Genomic DNA, 18360 nt, shown 5'->3' on the forward strand with positions numbered 1-18360 from the left:
TGTTCACTCCTTCTCATCGCTGAAGATCGCGAGGATCTCTTCGGCCGAGGTGGCCTCTTCCAGGCGGGTGACCTGGGCGGGGTCGGAGAAGGTCATGGCGACCTTCTGGAGCAGCTCGAGGTGCTCGTTGCCGACTCCGGCGATCCCGATGACGAACGTGGTGGGGTTGCCGTTCCAGTCGATGCCTTCGGGGTAGCGCACGAACGACATCGCCGAGCGTTTGATCGTCGACTTGGCGTCGTTCGTGCCGTGGGGGATGGCCAGGCCGTTGCCCATGAACGTGGAGACCGTGGCCTCGCGGTCGTGCATGGCGGTGACATACCCCTGGTCGACGGCGTCCGCGGCCACCAGCAGGGCTCCGGCCTCGTCGATGCCGGAGGCCGAGTCGGTGGCGGAGCCGGTCAGGACGATGCTCGAGGGGGAGAGGATCTCCGGCTGGGCACCTGCGGAGGCGGCGGCTGTGGCACCGGCCGCACCGGCCGCACCGGCGCCCGCCCCGACGGCTGCGGGGGCGACGTCGGAGGCGGTATCGCCCTCAGCGCTCGGCTCTGCGGGGTTCGCCTCCGCGGCATCCGGGTTGTTGCGCGCGTCCACCAGTTCCACGACCTCGTCGTAGCGCGGGGAGTTCATGAACTGGTCCACGCTGACGTGCACGGCGGAACCGGTGCGCTGGCGAGCCCGATCGGTGAGCTCCTTCTGGGTGACGACGATGTCCCACTCGTCGTTCAGGCTGGAGATCGCCTTGTTGGTGACCTCGACGTCGTCGAAGCCGGCCGCGCGGACCTTCTTGCGCAGCACGGTCGCGCCCATGGCGGAGGAGCCCATGCCCGCATCGCACGCGAACACGATCTTCTGGATCGGTCCGGTGTGCTCGGAGCCGTCGGCCGCCGCGGCACCAGCGGCGCCCGCCCCAGCGCCGGTCAGAGCTCCGGCGACAGAGGACTTCTTGCCCTTCATCTGCTCCATCTTGGCGGTGGCGGCGGCGATGTCCCCGTCATCCTGCTTGCCGATCTTCAGGAACAGCGCTGACAGTGCGAAGCTCACGCCGGCGGCGGCCAGGACTGCCAGGGCGATGCCCAGGTAGGAGTCACGGGCGGCGACGCCGAAGATCGCGATGATCGAGCCGGGCGCTGCCGGTGAGATGAGACCCGTGCCGAATGCGACGTTCACAGCGACGCCCGCCATGCCGCCACCGACGGCGGCGAGGATGAGGATCGGCTTCATGAGCACGTAGGGGAAGTAGATCTCGTGGATGCCGCCGAAGAACTGGATGATCGCGGCGCCGGGTGCGGAGGCGCGTGCCGCGCCGCGACCGAAGATCGTGTACGCGAGCAGAATGCCGACGCCCGGGCCGGGGTTCGACTCGAGCAGGAACAGCACTGACTTGCCATTGGTCCCGGCGTCGGAGATCCCCAGCGGGGTCAGCACTCCATGGTTGATGGCGTTGTTGAGGAAGAAGACCTTCGCGGGTTCGATGAGGATCGACACCAGCGGCAGAAGATGCGCGTTGATCAGTGCGGCGACGCCGTTCGCCAGCAGGGTCATCAGTCCGTTCACCAGCGGCGCGAGACCGAAGAACCCGGCCACCAGAAGGAGGAAGCCGACGATGCCGGCCGAGAACATGTTCACCAGCATCTCGAAGCCGGCGGGGATGTGGTCCTGCCACAGGCGATCGAGCTTCTTCATGACCCAGGCGGCGAGCGGCGCCATGATCATGGCGCCGATGAACATGTGCACCTCGGGCAGGGCCTCGAACGTGCCTTCCGCATTGCCGGCAGCGAGCCATTTCTCGAGCTCGGCGGCGTTCTCCTGGCCGATCAGCCAGTCGGAACCGGCGATCACGCCCATGGTGGCGATGACGCCGACGACCGCACCGCGCGCTTCGTAGATCATGCGGCCGCCGGTGTTCGCGATGAGCAGCGGCAGCAGGTAGTGGATCATCGGGCCGACGGCGCTCTCCAGCGGAGCGTTCGGCGTCCAGCCGTCCTCGATGAAGAACGCGGTGAGGATGCCCCAGGCGATCAGGGCCGGGATGTTCGGCATCACCATGTTCGACAGTGAGGTGCCGACCTTCTGCAATGCCACGCGCGGGCTGAAACCGGGCTTGGCCTCGGTCGTTGTGGTCATGAGCCATCCTCGAGGACGTCCGGGGACCACTGGCCGAGGTCTCCGGTGGGCGACGGCGCGCGCCGGATGGCGCGCTGCGGCCGGTCGGGGCGGTCCCCGTGGGTCAGTCTGAGGAAGAGCTCCGTCGGCGTCTGTGCAGTCTAGTCGTGAAGCGGCCGGTGTCAGCTGACTCCACGACGCGCTGTCCGTCGAGGTGGGCGCATAGATCGCAGCGCTGTGGTCAATCGGTGGGGTGGGCGGCGGTGGCGTCGGTGGCAGTGCGGGTGGCCCGCCACCGTCGGTAGGACAGCAGCGTCAGCGCCAGCACCACGATCCAGGAGATGGCCACGGCGACGCCGCTGAGCACCGTCGGGGCGCCGATGAAGGCGCCGATCGCGATCAGGGAGATCTGACCCGGCAGGGCGGATGCCGCCGTGGCGATGAGGAAGTCGCGGCTGCTGATCCCGAGGGCGCCGCTGCCGTAGTTGACCGGCCAGTACGGGATGCCGGGCATCAGGCGCAGGGTGCACACCGCGTAGAAACCGCCGTTCTCCAGCCGGTCCTCGACCATCTCCGCATGGGAGCCGAGCGCCCGCATGACCGTCTCCCGTCCCAGGCCGCGCGCGATCCAGTACCCGCCCCAGCAGCCGATGACCACACCGATCATGGACAGCACGGTGCCGGCCGGCAGGCCGAAGAGCAGCCCGCCGAGGACGGCCATGATCGTCACCGGGATCGGGGTCAGGGCGACCAGCGCATACAGGACGATGAAGGCGAGCGGGCCCCAGGGGCCCAGATCGTCGATGCTCCCGCGCAGCGAGTCCAGCGAGGGCAGGCGGACGTTGAACGCCAGCCAGACCATGGCCAGGATTGTCAGCACCAGGGCGACGTTGCGTGCGACGGACCCCCAGGGCACCCCGCTGGCCACTGGTGCAGAGCGTGGGCTGAGGGCGGTGCCGGCGTCGGACGAGGTGGTCGCGGTGGGGGCCTCGGCGGTCGGGGCGACGTCAGCTGGCTCGGGCATCCCGCGATCCTAGGCGGTCGCGGGAGGCCGAGATGCCTCAGCGCCGCGTCTGCTCGACCCGGCGCTCCCCGGCGCGCACGGCGAGCGGCAGGTGATTGCCCGCCGGGGGCCTGGGACACGTTCCCCAAGCGCTGAACGCTGAGGGGAAGTTCAGGGCGTCATTGAGGTCCACGTGCACCTGATCGCCGTCGAGCCTCGCGGCCACCTGGCGCCAGTCTGCGCTGGCGCTCCCGGAGGTCTCGTCGGTGAACAGGATGCTCGAGTCCCCGGTGAGCACCAGGTCCACGCTCGCGCCGGCGATCTCGAGGGTCGCCACGCCCGGGGAGGGGAGCTCCTGCTCGAGCCACGGCATCGCGGAGCCGACGACGATCGTCGAGGGCTCGCGGCGCCAGGTGCCCGTGAGGACCAGTGCGGGGTCGTACGGGTAGGTCGGGACGCCGTCGAAGGCGGCGAGCCGCGGAGAGGACGGATCGAGCAGGCGCAGGCCGAGGCGTCCTCCGCGACGGATCACATCGATCTGGACATCATCCCCGTAGCTCGCCAGGCGTACGTCGGACACTGAGGTCACGGTGGCTTGCCTGCGGCCGTCCGCCTCGCTCACCGAGACCTCGGGCGCGGAGGCGAGCAGCGTGAGGGCTGAGCCGTCCCAGGTGCCGGTGAGGCGGTCGGCGGTGTTCTCCCACTGCCCGGGCACCTCGTCGAACCTCTGCGGGCCGGCGTCGGGGGCGACCCAGTGCAGACCCACCTGGGCCAGGATGCCGTGCGGGGCGGCCAGGGTCTCGTCCCGGCGTCTGCGGAACCGCTGCCAGGCGGCCGTGGCGTCGTCGACGGTGGGATCGGGGTTCTGCGCGGCAGTGCTCATGAGGTCTCCTCGCTCGGGTGGGTACCCCCGAGTCTGCTCCCGATCCGGTGCCCGCGCCGAGAACCTCGTGATCCGGGTTCACGCACAAAGGCGACGGCCGACGGGGAGTGCCCCGTCGGCCGTCGCCTCGTGCGCCTCGCGGCTCAGAGCAGCCCCTGGGCCTCCGTGCCGGCGGCGATCGGGGTCATGCGGGTGACCAGGCCCGGCTTCTCGACGAGGTCGGCGATGTCCTCGCGCAGGATCTTGACCTGGTCGCTGTCACCGTGGGTGTCGAGGGCCTCGGCGGAGGACCACTTCTCGATCATGGTGATCGTGCCGTCCTCGGCGTCATGGATGGAGTAGAGCTCGCAGCCCTCCTCGCCGTGCACGGCGGCGATGCCGCGCTGCATGGCATCGGCGAGCTCCTGCTTCTTGCCGGGCTTGGGGTAGAACACTGCGGTGACGACGACGCTCATGCGGACTCCTGGTGCTGATCGGGGGTGGTGCCTGTGAGGACCATCTTGCCCGTTCTGCGCTCGAGGCTCCATCCGGTCCCAGCGCGGGCATCGCCCCTCCGCGGGCCCGTGGAAGTACATAGGCTGATGCGGAGCGATGCCATTCACGAGGGGGAACGATGCAGACCAGGAGCGTGTCCGTCTGGACGCTTTGTCTGAGCGCACTATTGGTGATGTGCGTGGCGTCCTGCGAACGACAGGATCGCCAGGCGGATCCCGAAGCCACATCGACGACCGTTGCCACGTCCGACGGGAATGAGGGGTCCGTGCCTGAGTCATCCGGCGAGAAGGATTCCGGGAGCGAGGGAGCGATCACCGATGCAGAATTCGACCCGCAGAATGCGCAGGATTGCGGCCCTGCGCTCGAGGGTTGGCGCGTCGTTCTCGCCTCAGGGGAGTCGAACTGCGAGACGGCTCGGGAAGTCGTTGCCGCCTTCGCAGCGACGACAGATGTTGACGGCCGAGTCCCGCAGGTCAGCGCGAAAGTTGCCGGAGGGTGGGAATGCGAACCGGTCTTCTACGAGCGCCACGGCGCGGACCCACGGACGTATTCGATGTGGTGCACGAGTGGCGACGATGCTGTCCTCACGCTCGAGGAGAGTGTTCCCGTCCTCGAGGGCACCTACGTCCGACCGTACGACCATGTCTATGTGAAGCCGGGCGGTTACACGGGAGAGCAATGGGCCTTCAGCTCTCCCTCGGGGCGTTGGGGATGCTCGATCATCGATGACCCGGCGGAGAAGTCTGCCGAGGTCCGTGGCGATGTCGGGTGCCATGGTGGCTTCCCGCCCGAGTACACGTCAGACTCGAATCCTGAGGGCGTGGCCTCTCCCGTGAACACCGTCGGGATGTATCGCGGTAGCGAACCCGAACTCTGGATCAACGGGGACGTGAGGTACTACGACGGACCGACTCTCGAGTACGGCGAGGTCCTCTACGCCTTCGGATTCGCCTGCACCGTCGAGCAGGAAGCGGGAGTCACCTGTCTCGATGGAGATCACGGATTCACGGTGTCATCGCAGGCTGTGAAGCTGCATTGACCAGCGAAGCTCGGCCGCCGTCCCAGCAGCCCGGCGCCGGGAAGATCAGCCCGGCACCGGGAGGATCAGCGCGCCGTCCAGGCCGCCCAGAGCGTCGCGTAGAGCCCGTCGCCGCGGCTGAGCTCCTCGTGCGTCCCGGACTCGGCGACCCGGCCGTGCTCCATGACCAGCACTCGGTCGGCGGTGACGGCCTGGGAGAGACGGTGGGCGACGACCACGCCACCGCGGCCGGAGAGCACAGCACCGGCTGCGGTTTCCAGGTCGCGGGCACCGGAGGATCCGGCCTCCGCCGTCGCCTCGTCCAGGATCACGAAGTCCGGGTCGGCCAGCACGATGCGCGCGAGGGCGAGCATCTGGTCCTGCATGGCCGTGAGGGACTGACCGCCATCCCCCACCACGGTCTCGACGCCGTCGGGCAGGAGTTGCACCCAGCGGTGGGCTCCCACGGTGAGCAGGGCCTCGGTGACCTCGTCGTTCGAGGCGTCCGGGCGGGGCACGCGCACGTTCTCGGCGAGGGTTCCGCTGAAGACGTGCACCTCCTGGCTGACCATCGAGATCCGTCGGCGCAGCTCAGTCGGGGGCAACTCGCGCACGGCGCTCGTGCCCAGATGCACGCCACCGGTGGTGGGTGGGACGGTGCCGGCGGCGATCTGCGCCAAGGTGGACTTGCCGGCCCCTGTCGCCCCCACGACGGCGACGACTTCGCCGGGGGTCACCTGCAGGTTCACCGCGGCGAGCACCGGATGATCCACGTCGTAGGCGTGGCCGACCTCGGTGAGGACCAGCGCGGGGGTGTCGGTCGGCGAGGTGTCGCCCGTGACCGGTCCCGCCTCGACCTCGGCCTTCGCCTGCGCACCGGGTTGGTCGATCACCCCGACCATCCGCGACAGGGAGGCCCCGGCGGATTGGATCTCGTCGAACATCCCCACCAGGGCGCCGATCGGGTTGAACAGTCGGTGGAACAGCAGGCCGGCGGTCGCGACCCCGCCGGCGGTCAGCCCGCCGGATTCGACCAGGAAGAACCCGGCCACGAGCAGCGCGGCGAGTACCACTGCCTCGGCCCGGTTGTTGCGGGAGAAGGCCCGGGTGAGGAATCGGAATACGTCGATCGAGAGGTCCCGGGCGTGGCCGGAGGCGGTGTCGATCCGCTCGAGCTCGACCCTCTCGGCCTCGTAGGCGCGCAGGGAGGCGGCGCCGCCGATGCCGCCGAGCATCCGCTGGGAGCGCACCCCGAAGGCGATCCGCTCCTGGGCGTAGATCGGTCCGGAGCGAGGCAGGTACCAGCGCAGCGTCAAGGCGTACATGGGGACGGCGATGAGGCCGACGAGCCCCAGCCTCCAGTCCACCGCCGTCATGCCCGCGGCGGAGACGACGACCACGAACAGCGACTGCAGGAACATCGGCAGGATCACGGAAGCGGCCTCGGTGACCACCCGGGAGTCCTCGGCGACGCGGGAGACCAGGTCACCGCGCCCTCCGCCCTCGATGACGGTGGAGTCCACGGCGAGGGCGGAATCCAGCACGTCTTCGCGCAGGGAGGCGACGGCGGGCTCGGCGAGGGCTCCCATCCACCAGCGACCGAGCCAGGTGCCGAGACCGCCGACGATCCCTGCCAGGAGGATCCAGGCCACGCCCTCGACCACCGGGCGCATCGAGGCGCCTTCGTGCAGATCGTCGACGAGACCGCCGACGATCCAGGGGCCGACGAGGCCGGCCAGGGCCGTCACCAGGCCGGCGACGGCGATCAGGAGCAGCAGGCCGATGCGACCGGCGAGCACGGGGCGGATCGCGGCCAGGACCCGCCCGGCTGAGGCGGTGGGAAGGATCATCGGACCTCTCCTGCCCTGTCGGCGGGACCGCTCGTCGAGGGAACGGGGTCCCCGGGGACCTCGATGATCCGGTCGGCGAGGGCGCGGAAAGCGGGGGAGGAGGTCAGCACGATCGTGGTGCGGCCGGAGCGTTCGTGCTGCACACCGCGGGCGATCTGCCATTCGGTCACAGAGTCGACGGCGCTGGTCGGGTCCTCGAGCACGAGGACGGCCGGGTCGGCGTACAGGGCGCGGGCCAGGGCGATCCGCTGCCGCTGGCCACCGGAGAGGTTGCTGCCTGCCTCGCGGACCTCGTGGTCAAGGCCCCCGAGTACGACCCCGAGCACCTCATCGGTGCCCGAGGCGGCCAGCACGGCCTCAGGTACGGGCGTCGCGTCGTCGTGGAGCATCGTGATGTTCGACCGGATCGTGCCGGCGAACAGGTGCGCGGCATGCGGGGCGCTGATGATCGCTCCGGCCACGGGCCGCGCGAGAGTGTCGCGGGGTGAGTCCCCGACGACGACCCGGTCGGCTCCGGTCCCGCCGCCGAGCGCCTGGGCCAGTCGGCCGGCCACGGCAGGGTCGGGAACGTCGAGGACGCACAGGGCCCCGGCATCGATCTGCAGGTGCGCGGGCTCCTCGAGCCCGAGGTCGAGGTTGTCGATGGTGACCGTGGCGTCGGTGGGATGAGCCCCCGTCGGCTCCACGGATTCACCGCCGCGCAGGAAGTCGGCGATCTTGCCGGCCGCGCCATGGGAGCGGGCGAAGACCGTCATCGTCATGGTGAGGGTCTGGATGGGTTCGGAGAAGAACACGGCCACGCCGATCACGGAGACCAGCTGGCCCACGCTGAGGTCCCCGGTCGTCACGCGCCATCCCGCCATGAGCACGACCCCCGCGAGGATCACGCCGACGCCGAGGGCGCCGAGGCCGGAGACGCGCCCGGAGACGTCGGCCGTGCGGATCCCGGCGGCAGCCGCGTCGGCGGAGGCGCGGTGGTACCGCTGCGAGGCCCAGCCCTCCCCACCGATGGCCTTGAGGATCCGCAGGCCACCCATGGTGTCGCTCGCGACCGCGCCGGCCTCCGCGACCGCCGTCTGCTGGTCACCGCTGCGCCGGGAGATTGCTCGTGAGGGGCCGGCGACGACCAGGAGCGCCAGGGGGACGCCGAGGATCACGACCAGACCCACCAGGGGATCGGCCCACAGCAGGTAGGCGGAGGCGCCGGCGATGCCGATGAGCGCGGATCCGCCCGAGGCGATCTGTCGGAAGATCATCGCGGCGATGTCGGCATCCGCCGAGGAGAGCGACAGGACGGCGCCCGGTCGGCGCCCGTCGAGCGCACCGCGGGTCAGCAGGGCGTGCCGTGCCACCTCGACCCGCAGGTCGTGGGCCTCGAGCTGCAGCGCCGTGTTCATCCGTCGCGCCCCGAAGCGATAGGCGAAGGAGAGCACCGTGAACAGCAGCAGGATCCCGACGATCGAGATCAGCAGGGCGGTGCGGTCCTGGGGCACGATCGCGTGGTCGACCACGAGACCGATGGAGATCGGGACGAGCGCCTCGCAGAGCTGCCAGGTGGACATCAGCAGCAGGCCGGGGATCACGAAGCGCAGGCGGCGACCGACGGCTCGTCGGAGCAGGGAGCCGCTGGTGGGAGAGGTGGGCATGGGGCCTTCGAGGAGAAGAGTCGTCGCGTCCGGGTCCGGCGCTATGAAGGCAACCCTAACCTGGTGCTCGTGCCCAGGGGCGTGCGGCTCAGGGGGTGGGCGGCAGCCCGACCAGTTCTGCACTGCGCTGCCACAGCGCCTCGGCGAGCTCGAGGTCGTCGGCCTGCGGGTTCATGCGCGTGGCGGGCCGGTCCTGGTCGTAGTAGCGGCCGGAGGTCCAGGTCGACCCCGGAGTCCCGGTGAGGAACCAGGCCAGGGTCGCACCGCCCTGCTCGGGACTGATCATCGGCGCGAGTCGAGCCAGTGGTGACTGGTAGAGCCAGCGCATCGGGCTGGTGGAGCCCGTGGAGAAGCTGGTGCGCACGAGGCCGGGATGGAAGGCTGCCGAGAAGAGCCCTTGATCATGGAACTTCTCCCGCAGGCTGCGGGTGAACAGCACGTTCGCGAGCTTCGCATCCCCGTAGGCCTTGCGCGGGCTGTAGCGCCGCGCGTTGGCCAGATCCTCGAGGTCCAGGTGCCCGAACAGTCGGTGCGCCACGCTCGAGGTGTTCACGACCGAAGCGCCCCCGGCCAGCAGCCGCGGCAGCAGGAGAGTGGTCAGCAGGAACGGGGCGAGATGGTTGATCTGGAACGTCTTCTCGAAACCGTCGGCGGTGGGGGTGCGGTCGCCGAAGATTCCGCCCGCATTGTTGGCGAGTGCATCGATGCCGTGCTCGGTGGTCGCCTCCGAGAGCTCATCGGCGAGTCGGCGCACGTCGGCGAGACGCGCGAAGTCGGCGACGAAGTGCTCGGCGCCGACGTCCTGCGCGACCGCCGCGGTCTTCTGCGGGGAGCGACCGACCAGGAGCAGGCGGCTGCCCTGGCCTGCGAGCTGTTGGGCCGCCGCGGCACCGATGCCGTCGGAGGCGCCGGTGATGACGATGGTGGCCGGGGTCGGGGAGGGATCTGACGTCGTGCTCTGCTCCATGCGGGTCACTCCGTGCTCGTGTCGTGGGCGGAGACGTCGCCCGAATTCTCCAGGAAGCGCGCCAGCAGCTCCGCCAGCTGCGTCTGCTCCGCGCGTGTGAGCCGGGCGTCCAGCAGCTCCTGCTCGGCGCGCACGTGGGGGACCACGATCTCGTCGACCAGCTCCCGACCGGCGTCGGTGAGGCGTACCAGGACGCGGCGCCGGTTGGAGGGGTCCATCGTCCGCTCCAGCAGGCCTTTGTCCTCCAGGCGTTGCAGGCGGTTGGTCATGGCGGCGCCGGTGATCATGCTGGAGGCGGCCAGTTCGCCGGGGGTGAGCGTGAACGGCTTCCCGGAGCGACGCAGGGTGGCGAGCGTGTCGAACTCCCCGCGATGCAGGCCGTAGCCCCGGAAAGTCGTCTGCAGCGTGCGGCTGGCGATCTCCTCGACTCGGGAGAGGCGACCGATCACCCCCATCGGGGTCGTGTCCAGGTCCGGGCGCTCCCGGGCCCACTGGGCGAGGAAGTCACTCACTCGGTCGGCCATGTCGTCGCCTCCTGGGGATGCGTGGGCGGAGTGCGCGTCCGCAATGCTTCGAGGTCTAACTGTTTGACGGAAGCGTATCGCAGGCCTAGTGTCTCAACCATGAAACAGTTAGATGTCGAAGTAAATCGGTCGGTGATGCTGTCCGGCGACGCCCCTGCGGCCGCTGCCGGCCCCCGATCGCTCCTCTCGCGCACCGCCCTGCTCACCGCGATCGCACCGCTCACCTGGGGCACCACCTACCTGGTCACCACCGAACTGCTGCCTCCCGGCCACCCCCTGTGGTCCGGAGTGCTGCGCGCACTGCCCGCCGGCCTGCTCGCCCTCGCGATCGGGCGCACCCTGCCTCGTGGCCACTGGTGGTGGCGCTCCCTGCTGTTGGGCACCTTGAACATCGGCGCCTTCTTCCCGCTGCTGTTCCTGGCCGCGTACCTGCTGCCCGGGGGAGTGGCGGGCGTCTTCGGGGCCACCGGACCGCTGCTGGTCGCGATGCTCGCCGCCGTCCTGCTCGGTGAGCGGCCGACGGCCCGGAGGCTGACCTGGGGCGTACTCGCCGCACTCGGCGTCGCCGCCATGGCGCTCGGACCCGACGCCGCACTGAACCCGCTCGGCATCCTGGCCGCCCTGGCCGGTGTCCTGTCCATGGCGCTGGGCACCGTGCTCTCCGCGCGCTGGCGACCGCCCGTCGGCCCCGTCACCTTCGCCGGCTGGCAGCTCACCGCCGGCGGCCTGGTGATCGCGCCGCTCGCCCTTGCCGTGGAGGGGGCGCCGCCCGCGTTGGACGCCGCCGCGCTGCTGGGCTACACCTGGCTCACCCTGGTCGGTGGGCTGCTCGCCTACGTGCTGTGGTTCCGCGGCCTGGGCGCGATGCCCACCGGGGCAGCTGCTTTTCTCCCGGTCCTCTCGCCACTGGTTGCCGCCGCTCTGGGGTTCCTGGTGCTCGGGGAGCAGTTGACCGCGGTGCAGGGCGCAGGATTCGCTCTCGCCCTGGTCGCGGTCGTCGCAGCACAAGGGTCCTCTCGTGCGAAGAAGGTCGCGGAATGAGGATTCTTATCATCGGAGGAACCGGCGCGGCAGGTTCGCGGATCGCGACCGACGCGCAACGACGCGGGCATGAGGTCACCGTCGCCGCGCGCACCGCCACGCCCCAGGGTCCAGGCTTGGAGCCCGAGGTGGTGCGGCTGGAGGCGTCCGACGTCGATGCCGTCGTGGCCCGCGCCGCACAGGCGGACGTGGTCATCGGGGCGACCCGGCCCGCTGTCGGCCGAGAGGACGACGTCACCGCAGTGACGCGCTCGCTCGCCGTGGGAACGGCCCTGGCAGGGGTGCGCCTGCTGGTGGTCGGCGGCGCCGCCCCGCTGCGGGTGCCCGGCACGGACCGGGCGGCGCTGGACGACCCCCGGTGGGTGCCGCCGGCGATCCGATCCATCGCCGCAGCCAGCAGTCGCCAGCTCGAGCTGCTGCGCATGACGGACGGTGTGGCCCCGTGGACTTATCTGGCACCGGCCGCCGATTTCGCGCCCGGCCCCTCCCGCGGGACATACCGGTCGCACCTCGGGAAGGAGGGCGCCGTGCCGGATCTGGTGATCGCAGACGACGGTACCTCGCGGATCTCGATGGAGGACTTCGCGCTCGCCGTGTGCGATGAGATCGAGCACCCACGGATGCTGCGCGGCGTGATCGCGCTGGGGTGGTGACGGGTCGTCCCGGCGCGCCGTTCCGCCTGCAGGTGGTGGACTCGGTGGAAACCGTCGGTCGAGAAGGACAGTATGGGACCCCCGATCTCTTCTCTGCGGCAAGGACTTCCGATGGCTGATCTCGCACCCGGCGACGACCACTTCCTGCGCGAACTGATCGACCTGCGTCGGCGCCTGCACGCCGTGCCCGAGGTGGGTCTGCAGCTGCCGCTCACCCAGCAGCTGGTGCTCGAGGCGCTCGCCGACCTGGACCTGGAGATCACCCTCGGCACCGACACCACTTCGGTCGTGGCCGTGCTGCGCGGAGGCAGGCCCGGACCCGTCGTCCTGCTGCGCGGCGACATGGACGGCCTGCCGCTGACGGAGGCGACGGACCTGCCGTACGCCTCGACCAACGGGGCGATGCACGCCTGCGGGCACGACCTGCACGTGGCGGGTCTGGTGGGGGCTGCCCGGCTCCTCGCGGCCCGTCGCGAAGAGCTGACCGGCACGGTCCTGTTCATGTTCCAGCCCGGCGAGGAGGGCTACGACGGCGCCGGCGTGATGCTGCGCGAGGGCGTGCTGGAGGCGGCGGGGGAGCGGCCGATCGCCGCCTATGGCGTGCACGTCTCGGCCGATGTGCGCACCGGTCTGATCACCGGCAGGCCCGGCACGCTGATGGCCGCCTACAGCGTGCTCGACGTGCGCGTGATCGGACGGGGCGGGCACGGCTCGCGGCCCCACGAGGCCCTGGACCCGGTGCCGGCGACGGCGGAGATGATCTCTGCCCTGTACACGCACATCACCCGCCGCTACAGCGCCTTCGACCCGGTGGTCCTGACCGTCGGCGAGATCCACGCAGGCAGCGCCCCGAACATCATTCCCGGCGAGACGCATTTCCGGGCAGGGGTGCGCTCGTTCAGCACGGCCACCACGGCGCGACTCATCGCGGAGCTGCCGGAGTTCGTCACCGGCATCGGCCGCGCGCACGGACTCTCGGTGCAGGCCACCATGCGCAACGTCCTGCCGGCCACGATCAACGACGACGGGGAGGCCGCCACCTTCGAGGCCGCTGCGCGCACTTTGTTCGGGCAGGAGCGCTACCGCGAGCTGGAGAATCCGCGCACCGGCTCCGAGGACTTCTCCCGGGTGCTCGCCGAGATCCCCGGCGCCTACGGGTTCGTCGGCGCCGCCCAGGACTTCGATCCCGAGAACATGCCCGCCTCGAACCACTCTCCGCAGGCCCGTTTCGACGACTCCGTGCTGGCGGATCAGGCTCTGCTGCTGGCGACCCTCGCCTGGGACCGTCTGCAGGTCGCGGCGGGCGACGGCGACCCGGGAATCTGAGCTCCCTGGCTCCGATTGGGTCAGATGGTGTCGAGCACCGACACATGCTCATCCAGGGCATCGTGCAGCGCGAGCAGTCGAGCACAGGTTCCAGATGCCTCACGCAGTCCGAGGTCGGTGTCTGCTCGCTGCTCGACGTTGTAGGTGAGCCAGCCACTCAGCGCCTCCACCCATCCGCCGAAGACCCACGTTTCCGTAGGAAACGTTGTGCCGGACGAGATGGCGTACGCCGTCAGCACGCGGCGGAAGTCTTCAACGTTCTCTGCCCAGTCGAGCGCCAGTGTGACCGCTTCTCGAGCGATCGGTCGAGCGCCTGCGGCGTCCCAGTCGACTGCCAGCAATCGTCCAGAAGCGAAGAGTGTGTTCTTCGGATCGAGGTCGCCGTGGGAGTCAACATACGTCGTCTCTAGGTCGGGACTTGCTGCTGTCACTGCCTCGAGGCGCGCAAGCTGAGCCGCGGCAGATCGCAGCTGATCGGCGAGCAGCAACGGCAGCCCTGGCTGCTCGGCCAACGCGGCCCACGTTCCGATCTCCCGTGGCTGGTCGTCGAGTGTCCGAACCCTGTGTCCACCCGCTCGGTGGATCTTCGCCAGCAGATCGCCGGCGTTATCGAGGTGTCCGCCCGGGCTCGGGATGATGCCTTCGCACCATCGATGGACTCGCAGCAAGTTTCCATCCACCCGGAGCAGTGCATGTCCTTCGGGCGTTGGCTTGGGCTCCGGACAGGGTATGCCTGCTCGAAACGCGTTCATCTCGATAGCGAAGGCCGCTTCGACCCTGTCGCGAAAGTCCGGAGCGTCAGCATGGGCCCGCATGACCTTGACCGCGAACTCGCCGTCCATGGTGGTCACTCGCCACATGTCGTTGGACAATCCGCCTTCTACGCGGGTAGTCGCTTCGATCTGGCCGAGGCCGAAGCCCTCGGCCGCCTTGCCCATCAACGTTTCCATCGGCCCGAGTCTCGTCGAGTTGCGGGGCCCGCGCAACTGGATTTCTGGACTGCTGTGAGGCTCGCTTCATGGAGACCTGGACTCCTCGCCGTGACGACGACATTGAGCTCTGTGGCGTCGTCCATCTCACCGAGGTCGAGGCCCCGATCAGGTCTGCCGCGCGCCTCGCCACACATCGAAGGGACACCCCCTAATGCTTATCGCGGGCGAGATGGCCGCGCAGATACCGACTGGTCACGCCCGATCCGTCGGCCGCGACCTCCTCTGGGGTGCCGGTGACCACGATCCGCCCACCCGCCTCGCCGCCGCCGGGACCCATGTCGATCACGTGGTCCGCGTTGGCGATCATGTCCAGGTCGTGCTCGATGACCACGACGGTCGCACCGCGTGAGACCAGGCGGTCCAGGACGGACAGGAGGGTCCGTACGTCCCGGGGGTGCAGTCCGACGCTCGGCTCATCGAACACGAACAGGGCGTCGTCCTGGCGGCGGTCGATCTGCCCGGCGAGCTTGAGCCGCTGCGCCTCCCCTCCGGAGAGCGCCGGGGTGTCCTCGCCGAGCGTGAGGTACCCGAGCCCGAGGTCGATCAGGGCCTGCAGCTTGCGGCGCACCGCCGTGAGGTCGCCGACTGCGTCGATCGCCTCGCGCACGGTGAGGGACATCAGGTGGGGCAGGGAGACGCCGACGGGGGAATCCGGGCGCGGCCGCAGGATCGCGTCGGCCTGCAGGGCATACCGGTGCCCGCCGCACTCGGGGCAGTCGATGTCGATGTCCGGGAGGAACTGCACGTCCAGGGCGACCCGGCCGGTGCCCTCGCAGCGCGGGCACCGCAGCGAGCCGGTGTTGTAGGAGAAGTCCCCGAGCCGCAACCCCAGCTCGCGGGCGCCCTCGGTGCCGGCGAAGGCGCGCCGCAGATCGTCCTGCACTCCGCTGTAGGTCGCCACGGTCGAGCGCACGTTCACCCCGATCGGGCTGGCGTCGATCTGGTGCACCCGACGGATCCCCTCGTCCTCGAGCTCCTCGACGTGGGCCGGCAGGGCGTGCTCGCCGAGGCGGGCCCTCAGCGCGGGCGCCAGGGACTCGAGCACCATCGTCGTCTTCCCGGAGCCCGAGACGCCGGTGACCGCGGTGAGCCGCCCGCGCGGAATCTCCACCACCAGAGCCTGCACCGTGTGCACCGGGGCGGTGCGCACGCGCAGGCAGCCGAGGGCGAAGACGTCGTCCGTCGCGGCCTGATCCCGCACCACCACCGGTTCGCTCCCGTCGAGGAAGCCACCCAGCAGGGATCGTGGCGACGCCTCGATCTGCGCGACGGGACCGGCGACCACGACGGTGCCGCCGTCGCGACCTGACCCCGGACCGATCTCGATCAGATGATCCACCGCGCGCAGCACCTGCACGTCGTGGTCGACCAGGACCACCGAGTTCCCGTCGGCGAGCAGGTCCCCGACCAGGGCGAGCAGGCCGTCGATGTTCGAGGGGTGCAGGCCGATGCTGGGCTCGTCGAGCACGTACAGCACACCGGTGGTGCGGTTGCGCACGGCGCGGGCGAGCTGGACGCGCTGGAGCTCCCCGGTGGACAGGGTGGACCCGGCGCGGTCCAGGGCGAGGTAGCCGAGTCCGAGCTGGACCAGGCGGTCCGCCATCGACAGCAGGGTCTCCACCAGCGCTGTGGCCATGGGGTGCATCTCGGCCGGCAGCGGCTCGATGACCGTCGGTGCCCAGGCGATCAGTTCATCGAGCGTCTGCGCGGATGCGGCGGCGAGGTCCGTCCCCTCGATCCGGGGGAGCAGCGCGGCAGGGTGCAGACGGGTGCCTCGACAGTCGGGGCAGGTGCCCTGCGTGAGGAAGCGCGAGACCCGTGCCAGGCGCTTCTCGGTGTCGGCGCGCCGCAGCTCCTCGGTGACGGTGAGGCGGGCATTGCGGAAGGTGAAGTCGAGCTCGTGCAAGCCCTTCGTGCTGGTGACGGTGATGTGCTTCTTCTCCTCCGGGCCGTCGAGCACCACCTCCCGCTCCCAGTCCTCGAGATCGCGCCAGGGAACGTCCGTGCGCACCCCGAACTCCCGGGCGATGTCCGGCTGGACGTTGAAGCCGAACATGCTCCAGGGAACCACGGCGCCGCCCTCGAGCGTCTTGGAGGGATCGGGCACCAGGGTCGAGTCGTCGACGGTGCGCACGATCCCGATGCCCTCGCAGCGCGGGCAGGCGCCCTCGGCGTTGAAGGCCAACGACTCGGCCTCGGGGGCGAGCACCAGCTCCCCGCACTCCGGGCAGGGGATCGGTGCCTCGGCGGCGACGTCGAGGGTCGGGTCGATGCGGTGCCCGTTCGGGCAGACGTGCGAGGCCAGGCGCGAGAACATCAGGCGCAGCACGTTGAGCAGCTCGGTGGAGGTGCCGAAGGTCGAGCGCACCCCGGGGACCCCGGGGCGCTGACGCAGGGCGAGCGCCGCGGGGACGTGCGTGACCTCGTCGACGTCGGCCCGCGGGGCCTGGGACATGCGGCGGCGGGTGTAGGTGGACAGCGCTTCGATGTAGCGGCGCGACCCCTCCGCGTACAGCACGCCCATCGCGAGCGAGGACTTCCCCGAGCCCGAGACCCCGGCGATCCCGACCACGCGGTGCAGCGGCACATCGACGTCGATGCTGCGGAGATTGTGGACCCGGGCGCCCCGCACCTCGATGGCCGTGGGCTGGTGGATTCGTCGCTCGCTCACGGGCGTCACGGTACTCGCGCTTCCGGAGCGTGACTCTGGCCAGGCAGGGAGGGGCCAGGCAGGGGCGGGGTCAGGCCGACTTCTTGCCGGACTTCTTCGACGTGGTCCCGGACTTCTTCGTCGACCCCGACGTCTTCGTGGAGCCCGATTTCTTCGTGGAGCCCGATTTCTTCGAGGCACCGGAGTCCTTCGTCGCGCTCGCCTTCTTCGACTCGCCGGTCTTCTTCGACGCGCTGGCTTTCTTCGTCGGCCCGGACTTCTTTGCGGAGCCTGATTCCTTCTTCGTGCTCGTGCTCGTGCTCGTGCTCGTGCTCGACGATCCTGCGGATCCTCGACGCTTCTGCACGCTGCGCTCGAGTGCGTCCATCAGGCTGATGACCTTGCCGCCCTCCTCGGAATCCTGCTTCGTGCTCTCCTCGCCGAAGGTCGCGTCGGTGTCGACCGATTCGCCCTCCTCGAGCTTGGCGTCGACCAGCTCGCGAAGCTGCGCCTGATACTCATCGGTGAACTGCTCGGGATCGAAGTCGCCGCTGAACTGCTCGACCAGTGCGGCGGACATCGTCAGCTCCTTGCTGCTGATCCTCGACTTCGACGGGGCGAAGTCGACCTCCTTCAGATCCTTGGGCCAGCGCAGGGTCTGCAGGGCGAGGAGATCATCGTGGATCCGCAGCACTCCGAGGCGGGTCTTCGTGCGCAGCGTGAACGTCACGATCGCGGTGCGCTCGGTGTCCTCGAGCGTGCGACGCAGCAGCACGTATGCCTTCGAGGAGCGGCCGACGGGTTCGAGGAAGTACGAGGTGCCCAGCAGGATCGGATCGACCTGCTCATCGGGCACGAACTGGACGACGTCGATCTCGTCGTTGTCCTCGGCGGGCAGGGCGTCGAGCTCCTCGTCGGTGAGGACCACCGTCTTGTCGCCGTCGTCGTAGGCCTTGTCGATGTGTTCGAAGTCGATCTGGCGACCGCAGACCTCGCAGGTGCGCTGGTATCGGATGCGCCCGCGGTCCTCGTCGTGGACCTGGTGGAAGGAGAGGTCGTGCGACCGTGTCGCTCCGTACAGCTTCACCGGGACGTTGACGAGCCCGAAGGTGATCTCCCCACTCCAGATTGCGCGCATGACCCATGACACCACGCGAGAGCGCAGCGGGCCCTGCCGGGCGGTAGGTCGCATGTGCCGTGTCTGTC

15 protein-coding genes are annotated in these 18360 nt (G+C 69.9%); 4 read left to right on the forward strand and 11 right to left on the reverse strand.

The annotated features are described in order from the left end of the window. Positions 1-3: 3 nt before the first annotated feature. The 4 genes from INT51_RS20090 to INT51_RS20105 form a co-directional block, all read right to left on the reverse strand. Positions 4-2127, reverse strand: coding sequence for a PTS sugar transporter subunit IIA (locus INT51_RS20090; RefSeq protein ID WP_193107193.1), 2124 nt, complete (start codon positions 2125-2127; stop codon positions 4-6). Between the two features lie 220 nt (positions 2128-2347). Then, the gene (locus INT51_RS20095) at positions 2348-3130 is read right to left on the reverse strand and encodes a TVP38/TMEM64 family protein (protein ID WP_370540842.1); all 783 of its coding nucleotides are present in this window, start codon (positions 3128-3130) and stop codon (positions 2348-2350) included. Positions 3131-3167: 37 nt separating this feature from the next. Further along, a complete protein-coding gene (locus INT51_RS20100) occupies positions 3168-3992 on the reverse strand; it encodes a DUF1684 domain-containing protein (protein ID WP_193107194.1) in 825 nt (274 codons plus the stop codon). 143 nt (positions 3993-4135) lie between these two features. Continuing rightward, a complete protein-coding gene (locus INT51_RS20105) occupies positions 4136-4447 on the reverse strand; it encodes a putative quinol monooxygenase (protein WP_193107195.1) in 312 nt (103 codons plus the stop codon). Between the two features lie 305 nt (positions 4448-4752). Between INT51_RS20105 and INT51_RS20110 the strand changes: the two genes are divergently transcribed. Continuing rightward, positions 4753-5526 (forward strand): hypothetical protein, encoded by a 774-nt coding sequence (locus INT51_RS20110; RefSeq protein ID WP_193107196.1) that lies wholly within the window; start codon positions 4753-4755, stop codon positions 5524-5526. A gap of 65 nt (positions 5527-5591) precedes the next feature. Here INT51_RS20110 and INT51_RS20115 read toward each other — a convergent pair whose 3' ends face one another. The 4 genes from INT51_RS20115 to INT51_RS20130 form a co-directional block, all read right to left on the reverse strand. Continuing rightward, on the reverse strand, positions 5592-7355 hold the full coding sequence (locus INT51_RS20115; protein ID WP_193107197.1) for an ABC transporter ATP-binding protein: 1764 nt from the start codon (positions 7353-7355) through the stop codon (positions 5592-5594). After that, a complete protein-coding gene (locus tag INT51_RS20120; RefSeq protein ID WP_226985989.1) occupies positions 7352-9001 on the reverse strand; it encodes an ABC transporter ATP-binding protein in 1650 nt (549 codons plus the stop codon). The genes INT51_RS20115 and INT51_RS20120 overlap by 4 nt, the downstream gene beginning before the upstream one ends. A gap of 88 nt (positions 9002-9089) precedes the next feature. After that, a complete protein-coding gene (locus tag INT51_RS20125) occupies positions 9090-9968 on the reverse strand; it encodes an SDR family NAD(P)-dependent oxidoreductase (protein WP_193107198.1) in 879 nt (292 codons plus the stop codon). A gap of 5 nt (positions 9969-9973) precedes the next feature. Further along, on the reverse strand, positions 9974-10492 hold the full coding sequence (locus tag INT51_RS20130) for a MarR family winged helix-turn-helix transcriptional regulator (RefSeq protein ID WP_193107199.1): 519 nt from the start codon (positions 10490-10492) through the stop codon (positions 9974-9976). A gap of 99 nt (positions 10493-10591) precedes the next feature. On the opposite strand from INT51_RS20130, the gene INT51_RS20135 reads away from it, so the two are divergent. The 3 genes from INT51_RS20135 (at position 10592) to INT51_RS20145 (ending at position 13512) form a co-directional block, all read left to right on the forward strand. Beyond that, on the forward strand, positions 10592-11533 hold the full coding sequence (locus tag INT51_RS20135; RefSeq protein ID WP_226985990.1) for an EamA family transporter: 942 nt from the start codon (positions 10592-10594) through the stop codon (positions 11531-11533). After that, positions 11530-12186: an NAD(P)-dependent oxidoreductase gene (locus INT51_RS20140; RefSeq protein ID WP_193107200.1), complete on the forward strand. Its 657-nt coding sequence runs from the start codon at positions 11530-11532 to the stop codon at positions 12184-12186. The genes INT51_RS20135 and INT51_RS20140 overlap by 4 nt, the downstream gene beginning before the upstream one ends. Before the next feature lie 111 nt (positions 12187-12297). Beyond that, on the forward strand, positions 12298-13512 hold the full coding sequence (locus INT51_RS20145) for a M20 family metallopeptidase (protein ID WP_193107201.1): 1215 nt from the start codon (positions 12298-12300) through the stop codon (positions 13510-13512). Positions 13513-13532: 20 nt separating this feature from the next. Here the strand turns inward: INT51_RS20145 and INT51_RS20150 are convergent, their stop codons facing one another. The 3 genes from INT51_RS20150 to INT51_RS20160 form a co-directional block, all read right to left on the reverse strand. Further along, entirely contained in the window at positions 13533-14462 is a 930-nt protein-coding gene (locus INT51_RS20150) for a phosphotransferase (protein WP_193107202.1), read from the reverse strand. Between the two features lie 190 nt (positions 14463-14652). Further along, on the reverse strand, positions 14653-17175 hold the full coding sequence (locus INT51_RS20155) for an excinuclease ABC subunit UvrA (protein WP_193107203.1): 2523 nt from the start codon (positions 17173-17175) through the stop codon (positions 14653-14655). A 70-nt stretch (positions 17176-17245) separates the two neighbouring features. After that, positions 17246-18292 carry a Ku protein gene (locus INT51_RS20160; RefSeq protein WP_193107204.1) on the reverse strand — a complete coding sequence of 349 codons (1047 nt, stop codon included), beginning with the start codon at positions 18290-18292 and terminating at the stop codon, positions 17246-17248. Positions 18293-18360 lie beyond the last annotated feature (68 nt).

It is taken from the genome of Brachybacterium sp. FME24 (assembly GCF_014897705.1).
Taxonomy (GTDB): domain Bacteria; phylum Actinomycetota; class Actinomycetes; order Actinomycetales; family Dermabacteraceae; genus Brachybacterium.